Origin of the sequence: Roseomonas sp. E05 (assembly GCF_030063475.1) — a bacterium.
Classification (GTDB): domain Bacteria; phylum Pseudomonadota; class Alphaproteobacteria; order Acetobacterales; family Acetobacteraceae; genus Pseudoroseomonas.
In genome coordinates this window covers 13121-26335 of sequence record NZ_JASIRT010000001.1, presented here as the reverse complement: position 1 = coordinate 26335, position 13215 = coordinate 13121, and the positions used below count along the sequence as shown (strand labels likewise).

The following is a 13215-nucleotide window of genomic DNA, read 5'->3' as shown; positions in this document are numbered from 1 at the left end:
GTCCCGCACGAGAAACCGCCGAACCATGTCGACGCTTGTGCTCGAACTGCGCCAAGGTGACCTGCTGGTCGTCAATGGAGCGCCTCTCCGCTTCCGCAATCGCGCCCGGGTCGAGCTGACAAGCCGGGCGCGCTTCCTGTTCGGCAAGCAGATCATGACGCCCGAGGCCGCGACCACGCCGGCGCGGCGCATCTACTTCGCCGTCCAGACCGCCTATATCGGCAATGAGGAGGAGCGCGCGCTGGGCCTCGAGCTGGCGCGCGATCTTGCCGCCGAGTTCCGCGCCGCCACCACCTCGGACCAGGCACGGGAGCTGCTGGACAGCGCCATCGCTGCCGCCGAGCAGGACGAATGCTATCAGGCGCTGCGGATGATCCGTCGCCTGATCCAGCACGAGGACGCGGTGCTGCGGGGCCCCGGCGATGTGCCCGCCACGGGGGAGCCGGCGCTGTGACCCCGGCGGCCGCGTGCCGCCCGCCTCCCTGCCCGCCCAGCGCGGTCGGGCAGCGGATGGAGGAGGCCATGCTGTTCCGTCAGGTGGTCCTGCTGCTGCGGCAGGCGCGGGAGGGCGGAGACCCCACCAGGGGCCGGGCAGCGGCCGAGGCCACCCGGCGCCTGTGGGAGGCTGTGCTGCTGGCGCTTCATGCTCCTGGCTGCACACTGCCTCCGGCGCTGCGGCAGGGCCTTGAGACCCTCGGCCAGGCGGTGATGCGCGAGGTTGCCCGGCCGGCCCCTGACTACGGCTTCCTGGCCGACATCAACGAACAGGTCATGGCCGGGCTCGCCACCTGCCATTGAGAAGCGCAGCCGGAAGGCTCAGGCGGCCTGGAAGCCGAGCCGGCGGAGCAGCCATTCGCGATAGGCCAGCACCGCGGTCGGGGCGGGGGTGAGCGCCGCCACCATGGCGCGCGCCTCGGCGCCAACCAGTGCCAGCGTCGCGCCCTCGGCCGGCTGATGCGCTTCCTCCTCCTGCCAGCGCAGCGCCGCGCGGCGCCAGGCGGCCACCACATCGGCCGAGGTCAGGCGCGGCAGCATCAGGGCGGTGCGCAGCCGCAGCGCCGCGAAGCCCGCCTCCGCCGCCGCCAATGGCAGTGGATGGGTGGCGGCCCTGGCGGTGGAGGGCAGGTCCGGATAGTCGCGGCGGCCCGGCACCTCCAGCTCCAGCCAGGGCGTCAGGCCGAGTTCCGCCGCCCGGCGGGCAGCCGCGGGCGCGGCGATCACCATCGCGTCCACCTCGCCCGCGGCCAGCGCGGCTTCGGCCGCCCGGCCGGTGAGATTGAAGAGCGGCACCGCCGGGTGGCCCAGCAGGTCCAGTGCCAGCAGCGCCGCCGTCTCCGGTGCGCCCGGCGTGGGCAGGGCCAGGCGCAGAGGACGGTTGCCGGAGAGCGGGTCGCGGCCCCGCCCCGCCAGCACCGCCGGCTGCCAGGAGACGCAGATCGGCAGCCATCCCTCCGGGTCGAACTGGGCGCGGCTCTCGCCGATCAGCCGGGCCTGCGCGGCAAGGCCGGGCATCGCCAGCAGCAGCCGCCCGTCGCCCGCTTCCGTGGTGGCGAAGCGGTTGGCGGCCGTCACGCCATCCGAGCCGCCGAGCACGAGGCTGTGCAGGGCCACCGCATGCGGCAGGCCGCGCGCCAGCCGGGCGGCCACGTCCTGCGCCCATTGCGCGGCAGCGCCGCCTTCCGGCCCGGGCAGCAGCAGGGTCGTGCTGTCCGGCACCAGGGCGGCAGGCTGTGGCTGGGAGAGGGCAGGCCGTGCGCAGGCCCCCGCCAGCAGGGCGAGGGCGCCGAGGCCCAGGCATTCGCGGCGCCCGGGCCTGCTCATGCCGCCGGACGCTCTCGTCCGGGCGGCGGCATGGAGGCGGGAGCCGCGGCGCGCCATGGTCAGGAGTCGTAGGAGACGAGGGTTTCCACCGGCACGTCCAGCCGCTCGCGGCCCTTCAGGAAGGCCAGCTCGATCATCGCCGCGGCCAGCGGCACCTCCGCCCCCGCATTGCGGAGGAGCTGCACGCCGGCGGCCATGGTGCCGCCGGTGGCCAGCAGGTCGTCCAGGATCACGACGCGGTCGCCCGGCGCCACGGCATCGGCCTGCATCTCGATGCGGTCGGTGCCGTATTCCAGCGCGTAGTCATGGCCGATGGTCGGGCCCGGCAGCTTGCGCGCCTTGCGCAGCATGATGAAGCCGAGGCCGAGCTCCAGCGCCAGCGGGGCCGCCAGCAGGAAGCCGCGGCTCTCGATGCCCGCCAGCAGCTTCGGGCGGTGCGGCCGCACCACCGTGGCGAGCTGCGCCATCGCCGCCTTCCAGGCCGGGCCATCCCGCAACAGCGTCGAGATGTCGTAGAAGAGGATTCCGGGCTTCGGGAAATCCGGCACGCTGCGGATGTGCGCCTTCAGGTCGAAGGCGGCATCATGGCGGGCGGTGGTCAGGCCGGGCTCGGGCATCTGGATCTTTCGGGCACGCAGAAAGGGGCGGGAAGGGGCGGAGCCCCGGAGGTCGGGGCCGAAGACTAGGCCCCCCGGCGCCCTGCTGCAAACACGGGTGGTTCTGCACTTGGCGAAGCCGGGCCGCCCTGCCAAGAGGGAGCCATGTCGCGCATCCTCATTGCCTGCCTTGCCGGCTTCGCCGGGCTGCTGACCTATCTGGGCATGGTGCTCTGGGCCGGTGACCACGTGCAGCAGTGGCACTGGGCGCTGCAGGTGCCGTTCTACGTGGCGGCGGGCTTCGCCTGGGTGTTCCCCGTCCGCAGCCTGATGTTCTGGGCGGCGCGGCGGCCGCGCTGAGGGCGGCCCCGGCCGCGCCGGGGCCGGAGGCATCAGAAGGGGCGGCTCAGCATCACCAGGGCACGGGCATCGCAGTACTTGGTGCCCGCGAAGCAGTCGTTCTTCGAGAGGTCGGTGTCGTAGTAGCCGACGCTCAGGAGAACGCCTGCCAGCACCTCGCGCGAGACGGCGACCGACCAGTTGGCATAGTCCGGCGCGCCGTAGCGCGGGTTGCGGTCGATCCACTGGTGGCCGTAGCGGCCGGAGAGGGTGAAGCCCAGCGGCAGGGTGACGTCCGCGCCGCCCTCCAGGTAAACGGCGCTGCCGGACTCGAAGTAGAAGTCCGGCGACCAGGCGGCGGTGCCGACGAACTTCACCGGGTCCAGCGTGTAGCTGCCCTTCGCGACGGCCTCGGCATAGTTGTACGCATAGCTGCCATCCGGCTTGTCGTAGCCGGGATAGGTGTACCAGACGCCACCGAGGTCGAGGCCGAAATTGCCGATGGCGAGGCGGTAGCCGGCCAGCAGGTCCAACTCCTGGCGGGCGTTGCTGCCGGGGAAGGTGACGTTGCTGGCGAAGGCGCCGGCATAGAAGCCGGATTCGTGCTGCGCATCGAGCGTGAGCTGGATCGCCGGCCGGTTGCGGGTCTGCGAGATGCCGCGAAACAGGTAGTCCGAGGCCACGGCGGGGGTGGCGGCGATGGTCAGACCGGCGCTGTCGATCGTGGTCTGCGCCGCCGCGGGCAGGGCCAGCGCCGGAATGCTCAAGGGTAAAGCAAAAGCGAAAGCCAGGCTTGGCTTCATGGGCTTGGGTTCCCTCCAGCCGGCGGCGGGGTGCCTCCGGTGGCGGATGTTGCCCAAGCAATACATGTGCTCGGCGGCGATCGGCTTCCGCCCTGCCGCCATGAAAAACCCCGCCGCGCGCTCCCTGGGAAGGGGAGGCGTGGCGGGGCTTTGGCCCGGCCGGATCATTTGGTCGGAGCGAGAGGATTCGAACCTCCGGCCCCTGCGTCCCGAACACAGTGCTCTACCAGGCTGAGCTACGCTCCGTCGTTCCGGCCGGGCGTCTCATAGGGACGGCGCGGCGTATAGCCCCGCCCGAGAGGCTCGGCAAGGGCGGCTTCGCACCGCCCGCGCAGAAAAGCTGCTTTTCTCTTCCCCCGGGCGTGGTGTGATGGGCGTCCTCGAACGTGATCCGGAGTCGCGCATGCGGATGAAGCAAGTCTCCCTGGCCCTCGTCCTGCTGGGCGCCACTGGCCTCGCCGGCCTGGCCCCCAGCGGCTCCGCCCGGGCGCAGGGCGATGTCATCGCCCAGCGGCAGGCGGGGTTGAAGCGGATGAGCGGGAACCTGGAGACGATCAAGAAGACGCTGGAGGCGAAGGGCGAGCTTTCCATCGTGGCGGAGCGCAGCCAGGACATGGTGGCCTTCTTCCAGGGCTTCCCCGCACTGTTCCCGCCCGGCAGCGACAAGGGGGATACCCATGCCCGCCCCGAGGTCTGGTCGAACCGGGCCGGCTTCGAGGCCGCCGCCACGCGGATGGTCGCTGCCGCCACCAAGTTGAACCAGGTCGCGACGGCAGGCGATGCGGGCGCCACCGCGACCGCCTTCCGCGAGGCGGGCGGCACCTGCGGCGCCTGCCATCGCGAGTTCCGCGCCCGCTGACAAAGCCCGCTGACAGGGAAAGGGGGGCTTTCTCCCTCCACCGGCCCTCAGCCGAGCCGCGACAGGCCCCAGGCCGCCGCGCCCGCCGCCGCCAGCAGCGCCAGCGCCAGCACCGGCGAGCCGAGGCGCGGCGCATGGCGGGCGAGGGCGGCCGGCACCCGCTTGACGCCGGTCAGCATCGGCAGCACGAGGTTCTGCCCCTTGGCCAGGGCATAGACCGCCACCGCCAGCACGTGCAGCGCGGCGAGGGCCAGGATCACGTTGAAGTTGCGGATGTGGATGAAGGTCGCCCAGTCGCTCGCCGCGCCGGAGACGAAGCCGGCAAGCGGACCGCGGGTGAGGATCTGGTCGTCGGCAAAGAGGCCGGTGCCCACCTGCAGCAGCAGCGCACCGAGCAGCGCCAGCACCATCCAGCCGCCGGCGGCATTGTGGCCCAGCTCGGTGTCCGGGGCGCGCCGGAACAGGGATCGCAGATGGCCGAGCGCCGCCAGCGGCGAGCGCAGGAAGTGGCGGAACCGCGCCGTCTCCGAGCCGATGAAGCCCCAGAGCAGCCGGAACAGCAGCAGGGTCAGCGCCAGGTAGCCACTGGTGAGATGGAGGTCCATGCGGCCGGTCTCAGCCGTCCACCAGGACAGGCCGATCAGCCCGACAATCGCCCAGTGCACCAGCCGGACCCAGGGGTCCCAGACCTTCACGCGGACTGTTCCACTCGGCTGCATGGTCCCTCCGCCTTCGCCGTGGCCAGGGATTGAGGCGCATTCATGCCCTCCGCCGCAAGGGGGGACGGAAGGTGGGCCTGCCCGCCCCTTCCGGGAGGCGGGTTGTTTACGTGGGCGCGACGGACCATAACCTTGCTGTCATGGCGCTCTTGCAAAGCCTTCGCATGGTCCTCGCCCCGCCGCATCCGGCGGGCCGGCCCTTCATCATCGGTGGCGCGGTCGTGGCCGTGGTCGGGGGCCTGTTGCTGGGCTCCTGGCTGTTCTGGCTGGCGGCCGCCTTCACTGCCTTCTGCTTCTACTTCTTCCGCGACCCCGAGCGGGTGACGCCGGACCGGCCGGTGATCGTCGCCCCGGCCGACGGGCGGGTGGTCAGCGTCGAGCCGGCGGTGCCGCCGGCCGAGCTGGGCCTCGGCCCGGCGCCGCGCTGGCGGGTGGCGATCTTCCTCTCCGTGAACGATGTGCACATCAACCGCAGCCCGGTCGAGGGCGTGGTGACGCGCATCGCCTACCGGCACGGCAAGTTCGTCAGCGCCAACCTGGACAAGGCGAGCGACGACAACGAGCGCAACGCGCTGGCGATCCGGATGCCGAACGGGCAGGACGTGGCGGTGGTGCAGATCGCCGGGCTGGTGGCCCGCCGCATCCTCTGCTTCGTGCGGGAAGGCGACAGCCTGCGCGCCGGCGAGCGCTTCGGCCTGATCCGCTTCGGCAGCCGCACCGACCTCTATCTGCCGGAGGGCGTGCGCCCGCTGGTGGGGGCGCGGCAGCTCATGGTCGGCGGCGAGACGGTGATCGCCGAACTCGCCCCCGCCGCGCCGAAGCCCGCAACCGCGGACGTCGCGCCGGGTTCCGTGCTTTGATGAATGCTTCCCCGCCACGCCCGCGCCGCTTCCGCTTCGCCGCCCGCCAGCGGCCGCGTTTCCAGGGTCAGTCCTTCAACCGGCTGATCCCCAACATTCTCACGCTGCTCGGCCTCTGCGCCGGGCTGCTGGCGATGCGGTTCGCGCTGGAAGGGCGCTGGGAAGTGGCGGCGGGGCTGATCATCACCGCCGGCGCGATCGACGGCCTGGACGGGCGGCTGGCGCGGCTGCTGAAGGCCACCAGCCGCTTCGGCGCCGAGTTCGACAGCCTGGCCGACTTCCTCTCCTTCGGCGTGGCGCCGGCCATGATCCTCTATCTCTGGACCATGCACGACTATCGCGGTCTGGGCTTCGTGCCCTGCGTGATGTTCGCCGTCTGCATGTCGCTGCGGCTGGCGCGCTTCAACGCGGCGCTGGATGCCGGGCCGATGCCGTTGCCGGGGCCGCCGCCCAAGCCCGCCTATGCCCAAAGTTTCTTCACCGGCGTGCCGGCCCCGGCCGGGGCGCTGCTGGCGATGTTCCCGCTCTTCGCCTCGCTGGCCTTCGAGGGCTGGGGCTGGTTCGGGCTGGCCTCGGCGGTGCGCTACCCGGCCTTTGTCGGCATCCTGCTGATCCTGGTGGCGCTGGCGCTGGTCAGCACGCTGCCGACTTGGTCCTTCAAGAACTTCAAGGTGCGGCGGGAATACATCCTGCCGCTGCTGCTCTCGGTCGGCGCCTTCGCGGCGCTGCTGGTGAGCGAGCCCTGGGCGGCGCTGGCGGCGGCCGGACTGATCTACTGCGCCATGCTGCCTTTCTCCTTCCGCTCCTACCTCCGGCTGAAGCGCGAGGCCGAGTCGCTGATCCAGCCGATCGGCAGCCATCCGCCGGCCGAGCCGGAGGCCTGACAGGCCGCGCCGCGATCCGGCGGCGGCCTCTTCCGGCAGCTTTCCAAGCCCCCTGGGCCGCCGCGGCGATGGCTGCGGCGCATGGATTCACCTTCTCCTCATCTTCTTCTCGCAGTCTGCGTCAGACCGGCTTCACAAGCGGCCGAATTCATGTTTTTGAGCAACTTGGGTGAAGAACTTCACCCGGAGGTTGATGACCCTTCTCTATTCCGTGAGGCGCAGATGCGAGGTAGCAGGATGCAGGCGGCCAACGGACGGCGCAGCTTCCTCCAGGGCATGGTGGCGAGCACGCTTGGCCTGCCCGCGCTGCTTTCCGGCTGCGCCGCGCCCGTCGCCCGGCTGGCCCAGGGCACGCCGGTCGAGCAGATCACCACCGCGAGCTTCGCCACCCTGCAGAGCAACGGCCTGACGCGCGGCGGCGTGGTCGGCTTCGACGGCCACCACGTGCTCACCTGCGCGCATGTGCTGGAGGCGGGGGCGCCCTCAATCCGGCTGCGCCGCGCGGACGGGGCGGAGACGGCGGCCAGCCTGGTGGCGCGCAGCGGCCGGATGGATCTGGCGGTGCTGCGGGTGGCGGCGGGCTTCCTCGCTCCCGCCGAGCGCGCCGAGGCTCCGCCCCGCCGCGGCGAGCTGGTCTGGGCCGCCGGGGCGCCAAGCATCGGCAGCCCCATCGCGCAGGGGCATGTCGAGGCGCCGGATGCCGAGATGCCGGGCTTCGGCCGCGGCTTCACCGCGCGCATGCCGGCGCTGATGGGCTATTCCGGCGGACCGGTGGTGGATGAGGACGGTCAGCTCCTGGGCCTGACCGCCGCCCTGCCGCAACCGGGCGCGGCCGGTGCCCTGGCCTTCCTGCTCGGCGCCGATATCGACGGCCTGGCGCAGTCCGACCGGCAGGTCTTCGTGCTCTCGATCCGCCGTGCGGAGGCGGAGGCGAGGCGGCTGCTGGGCGCCGCGGCCGCCTGAGCGCCGCCGCCGGGCCTCGCTCGGATTTTCCTGGACTTCGCTTGTTCCTGCGCCGCATCGTTCGCGCTTCCGGCAAGGCGGGGCGTGCGGCTCCCTGAGCGGCGCCAACCGCGAGAAGGGAGCAGCGTCATGACCATTTCCCGGATCCTGGCCCACAAGGGCACGCAGGTGATTTCGGTCGGCCCGCAGGACGGTGCCCTGGCCATCTGCCGCACCCTGGCGCAGCACCGGATCGGCGCCGTGCTGGTGCGCGACGAAGCCGGGCAGGTGCTGGGCATCGTCAGCGAGCGCGACCTGGTGCGCGCCCTCGCCAGCCGCGGAGAGGAGGCCGCCGCGCTGCAGGCGAGCCAGCTGATGACCCGGGTGCTGCACACCGTCGCGCCGGCCACCCGCGTTTGCGATGCGCTGGCGATGATCACCGACCGCCGCGTGCGCCACCTGCCCGTGCTGGACGAGCGCGGCCAACTCGCCGGCATGGTCTCGATCGGCGATCTGGTGAAGGCCCGCATCGAGGAGGCGGAGCAGGAGGCGAGCCAGTTGCGCGACTACGTCGCCTCGGCGGGGTAGGTCCGCAAGAAAAACGAATTCGGCGAAAGCGGCAGCACAACCTTTCGGTGCCTCATGCGTTCAGCCCGCATCGCACAGGGAGAACCGCGATGAAGCTGCGAATCTTGAGTGCTGCTGCGCTGGCGCTGGCTCTGGCCGCCTGTGGGACCAACGAGCGCGAGCGCGTCCAGGGCGGCGCGGCCGCGGGTGCGGCGACCGGCGCCGGCATCGGTGCGCTGGGCGGTCCCGCGGGCGCGGCGGTGGGTGCGCTGGTCGGTGGCGGCGCGGGTGCCGTGACCGGCGCCACGACCTCGCCGGGCGATGTGAATCTCGGCCGGCCGCTCTGGAAGGACCCGGAGGTTCAGACCCCGCTGGACAACAACCGGAGCAGCCGCCGGAGCAATCGCTCCTCCTCGCGCTCCGGCAGCGGGGACGTCTACATGGGCGGTGGCATGGTGGTGCCGCCGGGCCAGACCCCGTCCTCCGCCGTCGGCAACCCGGGCGGCGGCGGCATGTCCGGCGGCAGCGGCATGTCGGGCAGCGGCACGTCGGGCAGCGGCACGTCGGGCAGCGGCATGTCGGGCAGCGGCACGGGCGGGACCTCCGCGGCCTCGCCGACCAACCCGGCGCCGCGCACCTCGCCCTGAGGCGCCCCGCCGGCGCATGGCTTCAGCGCCTTTTCGCCGGCGGTCCCCAGGGCCGCCGGCACGTGGCGCTTGCCCCAAGCACCACCACCTCGGAGAAGGATGACGCATGCGGCCGCATCTGCCTGTCCGCGAACCGGCCTGGCTCGAGGAATTCAAGGCCTTCATCATGCGCGGCAGCGTGGTGGACCTGGCGGTCGGTATCGTCATCGGCGCCGCCTTCACCGGCATCGTCAATTCGCTGGTACAGGACCTGATCAATCCGCTCCTCGGCCTGCTGATCGGCGGGGTGGATTTCTCCAACGTCTTCATCGTGCTGAGCGGCGAGCGCGGCCCCTCGCTGGAGGCGACCCGGCAGAGCGGCGCGGCGGTGCTGGCCGTCGGCGTGTTCCTCAACGCCATCATCCGCTTCCTGATCGTCGCCCTGGCGATCTTCTGGCTGCTGCGCATGCTGACCCGGCTGCGGCTGCGCCAGGCCGCCAAGCCGGCCGCGCCGCCGGCGCCGACGACGCAGGAAAAGCTGCTGATGGAAATCCGCGATGCGCTGGTGCGGCCTTCCACCGCGCCGGCGAGGCCCGAGCCCTCATCCCCGCCGCCCGCGCCCTGACGCGACGCGGCGCTTCGCGGCACCCGCTGGCGGGTGCTAGGATGGCCCCATGCGCTTCAACCATCCTCCCTCGATCGAGGACCTGCAGGAGATGGCCGAGACGGCCTTCTCCGCCATCCCCGAGGAATTGCGCAATGCCGTGCAGGGCACGGCCATCCTCGTCGAGGACCTGCCGGACGAGGAAACGCTGGAGGCGCTTGAACTCCAGCATCCCTGGGAACTGACCGGCCTCTATCGCGGCGTGCCGCTGACGGAGAAGACGCATCTTGGCGTCCCCGCCGAGCCGGACACCATCCTGCTCTACCGCGAGCCCATCCTGGTGGAGTGGATCGAGACCGGCGAGGACCTGTTCCGCCTGGTCCGCAACGTGCTGATCCACGAGATCGGCCACCATTTCGGCTTCTCGGACGAGGAGATCGCCCGGCTGGAAGGCGAGGGCTAGAGCATTTCCCGTTCGCCCTGGCTCACGGAAAACGCTCCAGCCGTTTGTTTTGACGAGCATCTTCACCCATTCCGATGATGCCATCGGAACGGGATCTGCTCCGGCGCGCTACCCGTCCAGCGCCGCCGTCACCGCCCGCCGCAGGGCGGGCAGCGCCTCCGCCGCGAACCAGGGCCGGTCCGCCGCCCAGCTGCGGGTGCGCCAGGAGGGATGCGGCAGCGGGAAATAGCCGCGCGGCAGGCAGGTTGCGAAATTCCGCACCGTCTCGCCCAACTGGGCGGCCGCCGCGCGCCCCAGCACGCTGCGGATGGCGTGGCTGCCCACCAGCAGGGTCAGGCGGCGCGCGCGCATCGGCCCGATCAGGCGCGGGTGCCAGAGCGGTGCGCATTCCGGGCGTGGCGGTGCGTCGCCCCCGCGCGGCAGGCGGCCGGGATAGCAGAGGCCGGTCGGCACGATGGCGATGCGCGTAACGTCGTAGAAGGCGTCGCGGTCCATGCCCAGCCAGTCGCGCAGGCGGTCGCCCGAAGGGTCGTTCCAGGGGATGCCTGTTGCGTGCACCCTGGTGCCGGGCGCCTGGCCGATCACCAGCAGCCGGGCGGTCGGGCTGACGCGAAAGACCGGGCGCGGCCCGAGCGGCAGGTCGGCGCAGCGGGTGCAGGCGCGGGCGGCCGCGGCCGCCGCTTCCAGCGTCAGGTCCATTCGGCCAGCAGGCGCTCGGCGAAGCGAGGGACGACCTGCGTGGCGGGGCCGTGCTCCGCCGCGTCGAACAGATGGGTTCCGGCGCTGGGCTCCAGGTTCAGCTCCACGGTGCGGGCGCGGCCGCGCAGCGCGGCGACGAAGCCTGCCGCCGGATAGACCTGCCCCGAGGTGCCGATCGAGAGGAACAGGCCGCAATCCTCCAGCGCCTCCTCGATCCGCTCCATGCCGAGCGGCACCTCGCCGAACCAGACCACGTCCGGGCGCAGGCCGCCCGCCTGGCGGCAGGCGGGGCAGGGGGTGGCGGTGGAGAGGTCCTCCGCCCAGCGCCGGCCGGTGCCGCAGGCCAGGCAGCGGATCCGGCCGAGTTCGCCGTGCATGTGCAGCAGTGAGCCGGCGGCGGGGCCGGCCATGGCGCGGTCGTGCAGGTCGTCCACGTTCTGCGTCACCAGCAAGGCGGGGGCGGGCCAGGCGGCCACCAGCCGGGCCAGCGCGTGATGCGCGGCATTGGGCTGGATGGCGGGATCGCGCAGCTGTGCCCGGCGGGCATTGTAGAAGGCGTGCACCCGCGCCGGGTCATGCGCGAAGGCCTCGGGCGTCGCCACGTCTTCGATGCAGTGGCGCGCCCAGAGGCCGTCCGGGTCGCGAAAGGTGGAAAGGCCGGACTCGGCGGAGATGCCGGCGCCGGTCAGGATGATCAGGGGTGGAGCGGACATGCGCGGGGAGAGTTGGCGATCCGCCGCCCCGGATCAATGGCCGGGGAGCAGGGCTCCCCGGCCGGAGCGCCTCAATGCGCGTGCTGGTCGCCGGCGGCGCCCGCCGCTTCCACCGCCAGCTCGACCGTGATCTCGCCGGCGCGCTCGAAGACCAGGGTCAGGGGCACGCGGGCGCCCTTGGTGAGCGGCTGCTTCAGCCCGATCAGCATCAGGTGCAGGCCGCCCGGGGCGAGCTTCACCTCCTGGCCCGGGGCGATCTCGATGGCCTCCACCGGCCGCATCCGCATCACCGCGCCGTCCTGCACGTTGCTGTGCATCTCGACGGTGCGGGCGATCTCGGCACGGGCGGAGAGCAGGCGGTCCGGCGCGCTGCCGGTGTTGTGGAACGTCATGAAGCCGGCGCCGGTGATGCCGGCCGGCGCGGCGCGGCTCCAGGGATGGCCGATGGCGATGTCGCCGGCGGTGTAGCTGTGCGCGGCGGCGGCGGTGGCGAGGCCGAGTCCGGCCAGGGCACCGAGCAGAAGACGACGGTGGAACATGCGTGAGCAATCCAGGAGGGCGGCCGCCATGCCGCCGGGCCATCCGCAAGGGGTCCGGCGCGGCAAGGGGCCGCAGGAAGAAAAAGGCGGGTGAGGCGTGGGGAGGTCAGGCGGACGGCGGCCCGCGCGGCAATCCGGGCGGCGCGCGGGTCGCCGGCCGGGGCGGCAGTGCCGGCGGCAGCGGCGTGACGCGGGCCAACAGCTGCCAGGCCGGCGCCGGCAGGATGGGCGGCTGCGGCAGCTGGGCCTGTGGCAGCGCGTGGCATACCATGCACAGGCAGGGCTCGGCATGGACCGGTGGCGGGTCATCCGGCCAGCCGGGGGCGCTGTGCGCCTGCCGCAGCCCCTCCGGGGTACAGATCGGCACCGCCAGCCCGTTCGCGGCCGCGACGTGCCGGGCCTGCCAGAGGCAGTGCGACGCCGCCGCCGCGCTCTGGCCGAGCAGCAGCATCGCGAAGAGGCTCACCAGGAGGGCACGCAGCCAGGCGATCACGGCCTCTGCCTAGAGCAGTTGGCGCGCCAGCGGAAGCGTTGCCCGACGGACAGAAAAAAGATGGGGGTCCGGGGGAATTCCTTCCCCCGGTCTTTCCCTCAGGCGTCCGCCTCGCGCGAGGTGCGGTCCTCGCCGCCGTTCGGTGGCCCGTCCAGCGCGTAGTCCACCTCGGCCTCGTAATGCGCCTGCTCCTTCCCCAGCCGGGAAGAGAAGAGGGAGAAACGGTCCATCACCACCGGCGGTGGGCGGAACAGGTTGTGCGCCTGCACGAAGGCGATCAGCTTGTCCGGCGCCGCCTTGTCGGTGCGGGCGAGGGTGATGTGCGGCGTGAAGCGGCGCCGCTCCGGCGGCAGGCCGGCGCGCTGCAGGGCTGTCTCCACCTTGGCCTGAAGATGGGCGAGGCGTTCGCTGCGCTCCGCCTTCACGTGCAGCGAGTGGATGCGCCCCGCCTTCTCGAACACGTCCACCCCGGCGAGCTGGAGGTCGAAGGGGCGGCCATGGATGCCGGCGAGCGCGTCATCCACCTCATCGGCCTGCCAGCCGTTGACCTCGCCGATGAAGCGCAGCGTCAGGTGATAGTTCTCGGGGGGCACCCAGCGGGCGCCGGGGATGCCGCCGGCGAGGTCGGCGAGCTGCACGCGCAGCATTTCCGGGACCGGCAGGGCAACGAACAGGCGTGGCATGGCGG

Annotated in this window: 20 protein-coding genes and 1 tRNA gene; 11 read left to right on the top strand and 10 right to left on the bottom strand. The window is 72.3% G+C overall.

What is annotated here, in order from left to right:
- Positions 1–25 precede the first annotated feature (25 nt).
- Together QMO56_RS00165 and QMO56_RS26905 are read left to right on the top strand one after the other, a co-directional pair.
- Positions 26–454, top strand: coding sequence for a flagellar biosynthesis repressor FlbT (locus QMO56_RS00165; RefSeq protein WP_283522990.1), 429 nt, complete (start codon positions 26–28; stop codon positions 452–454).
- Positions 352–798, top strand: coding sequence for a flagellar biosynthesis regulator FlaF (locus QMO56_RS26905; protein ID WP_349362327.1), 447 nt, complete (start codon positions 352–354; stop codon positions 796–798). The genes QMO56_RS00165 and QMO56_RS26905 overlap by 103 nt, the downstream gene beginning before the upstream one ends.
- Positions 799–816: 18 nt before the next feature.
- Here QMO56_RS26905 and QMO56_RS00155 read toward each other — a convergent pair whose 3' ends face one another.
- Positions 817–1821 carry a hypothetical protein gene (locus QMO56_RS00155; protein ID WP_283522989.1) on the bottom strand — a complete coding sequence of 335 codons (1005 nt, stop codon included), beginning with the start codon at positions 1819–1821 and terminating at the stop codon, positions 817–819.
- Positions 1822–1880: 59 nt separating this feature from the next.
- The gene (locus QMO56_RS00150; RefSeq protein ID WP_283522988.1) at positions 1881–2438 is read right to left on the bottom strand and encodes an adenine phosphoribosyltransferase; all 558 of its coding nucleotides are present in this window, start codon (positions 2436–2438) and stop codon (positions 1881–1883) included.
- A gap of 144 nt (positions 2439–2582) precedes the next feature.
- On the opposite strand from QMO56_RS00150, the gene QMO56_RS00145 reads away from it, so the two are divergent.
- Positions 2583–2777, top strand: a complete 195-nt coding sequence (locus QMO56_RS00145) for a DUF2842 domain-containing protein (protein WP_283522987.1) — start codon at positions 2583–2585, stop codon at positions 2775–2777.
- Positions 2778–2809: 32 nt separating this feature from the next.
- On the opposite strand, the gene QMO56_RS00140 is transcribed toward QMO56_RS00145, so the two are convergent.
- Together QMO56_RS00140 and QMO56_RS00135 are read right to left on the bottom strand one after the other, a co-directional pair.
- Positions 2810–3523 (bottom strand): TorF family putative porin, encoded by a 714-nt coding sequence (locus tag QMO56_RS00140; RefSeq protein WP_283522986.1) that lies wholly within the window; start codon positions 3521–3523, stop codon positions 2810–2812.
- Positions 3524–3728: 205 nt separating this feature from the next.
- Positions 3729–3805 (bottom strand) — tRNA-Pro (locus QMO56_RS00135).
- A gap of 157 nt (positions 3806–3962) precedes the next feature.
- Here QMO56_RS00135 and QMO56_RS00130 point away from each other — a divergent pair.
- Entirely contained in the window at positions 3963–4418 is a 456-nt protein-coding gene (locus QMO56_RS00130; protein WP_283522985.1) for a cytochrome c, read from the top strand.
- A 47-nt stretch (positions 4419–4465) separates the two neighbouring features.
- Here the strand turns inward: QMO56_RS00130 and QMO56_RS00125 are convergent, their stop codons facing one another.
- Positions 4466–5137 carry a cytochrome b/b6 domain-containing protein gene (locus QMO56_RS00125; RefSeq protein WP_283522983.1) on the bottom strand — a complete coding sequence of 224 codons (672 nt, stop codon included), beginning with the start codon at positions 5135–5137 and terminating at the stop codon, positions 4466–4468.
- Between the two features lie 140 nt (positions 5138–5277).
- Between QMO56_RS00125 and QMO56_RS00120 the strand changes: the two genes are divergently transcribed.
- The 7 genes from QMO56_RS00120 (at position 5278) to QMO56_RS00090 (ending at position 10083) form a co-directional block, all read left to right on the top strand.
- Positions 5278–5997 (top strand): phosphatidylserine decarboxylase, encoded by a 720-nt coding sequence (locus QMO56_RS00120; protein ID WP_283522982.1) that lies wholly within the window; start codon positions 5278–5280, stop codon positions 5995–5997.
- Positions 5997–6881 carry a phosphatidylcholine/phosphatidylserine synthase gene (locus tag QMO56_RS00115; protein ID WP_283522981.1) on the top strand — a complete coding sequence of 295 codons (885 nt, stop codon included), beginning with the start codon at positions 5997–5999 and terminating at the stop codon, positions 6879–6881. Before QMO56_RS00120 ends, QMO56_RS00115 begins: the two co-directional genes overlap by 1 nt.
- Before the next feature lie 222 nt (positions 6882–7103).
- Positions 7104–7844 (top strand): serine protease, encoded by a 741-nt coding sequence (locus tag QMO56_RS00110; RefSeq protein ID WP_283522980.1) that lies wholly within the window; start codon positions 7104–7106, stop codon positions 7842–7844.
- A 129-nt stretch (positions 7845–7973) separates the two neighbouring features.
- Entirely contained in the window at positions 7974–8411 is a 438-nt protein-coding gene (locus QMO56_RS00105; RefSeq protein WP_283522979.1) for a CBS domain-containing protein, read from the top strand.
- Positions 8412–8500: 89 nt separating this feature from the next.
- The gene (locus QMO56_RS00100) at positions 8501–9037 is read left to right on the top strand and encodes a hypothetical protein (protein WP_283522978.1); all 537 of its coding nucleotides are present in this window, start codon (positions 8501–8503) and stop codon (positions 9035–9037) included.
- Between the two features lie 106 nt (positions 9038–9143).
- On the top strand, positions 9144–9641 hold the full coding sequence (gene mscL, locus QMO56_RS00095) for a large-conductance mechanosensitive channel protein MscL (RefSeq protein WP_283522977.1): 498 nt from the start codon (positions 9144–9146) through the stop codon (positions 9639–9641).
- Positions 9642–9690: 49 nt separating this feature from the next.
- On the top strand, positions 9691–10083 hold the full coding sequence (locus QMO56_RS00090) for a metallopeptidase family protein (protein ID WP_283522976.1): 393 nt from the start codon (positions 9691–9693) through the stop codon (positions 10081–10083).
- Positions 10084–10191: 108 nt separating this feature from the next.
- On the opposite strand, the gene QMO56_RS00085 is transcribed toward QMO56_RS00090, so the two are convergent.
- The 5 genes from QMO56_RS00085 to thpR form a co-directional block, all read right to left on the bottom strand.
- Positions 10192–10782 (bottom strand): uracil-DNA glycosylase family protein, encoded by a 591-nt coding sequence (locus QMO56_RS00085; RefSeq protein WP_283522975.1) that lies wholly within the window; start codon positions 10780–10782, stop codon positions 10192–10194.
- On the bottom strand, positions 10773–11495 hold the full coding sequence (locus QMO56_RS00080) for an NAD-dependent deacylase (RefSeq protein WP_283522974.1): 723 nt from the start codon (positions 11493–11495) through the stop codon (positions 10773–10775). Before QMO56_RS00080 ends, QMO56_RS00085 begins: the two co-directional genes overlap by 10 nt.
- 71 nt (positions 11496–11566) lie before the next feature.
- Positions 11567–12034, bottom strand: coding sequence for a copper chaperone PCu(A)C (locus QMO56_RS00075; RefSeq protein ID WP_283522973.1), 468 nt, complete (start codon positions 12032–12034; stop codon positions 11567–11569).
- Between the two features lie 106 nt (positions 12035–12140).
- Positions 12141–12527 (bottom strand): DUF2946 family protein, encoded by a 387-nt coding sequence (locus QMO56_RS00070; protein WP_283522972.1) that lies wholly within the window; start codon positions 12525–12527, stop codon positions 12141–12143.
- A 98-nt stretch (positions 12528–12625) separates the two neighbouring features.
- Positions 12626–13210, bottom strand: a complete 585-nt coding sequence (thpR, locus tag QMO56_RS00065) for an RNA 2',3'-cyclic phosphodiesterase (RefSeq protein ID WP_283522971.1) — start codon at positions 13208–13210, stop codon at positions 12626–12628.
- Positions 13211–13215 lie beyond the last annotated feature (5 nt).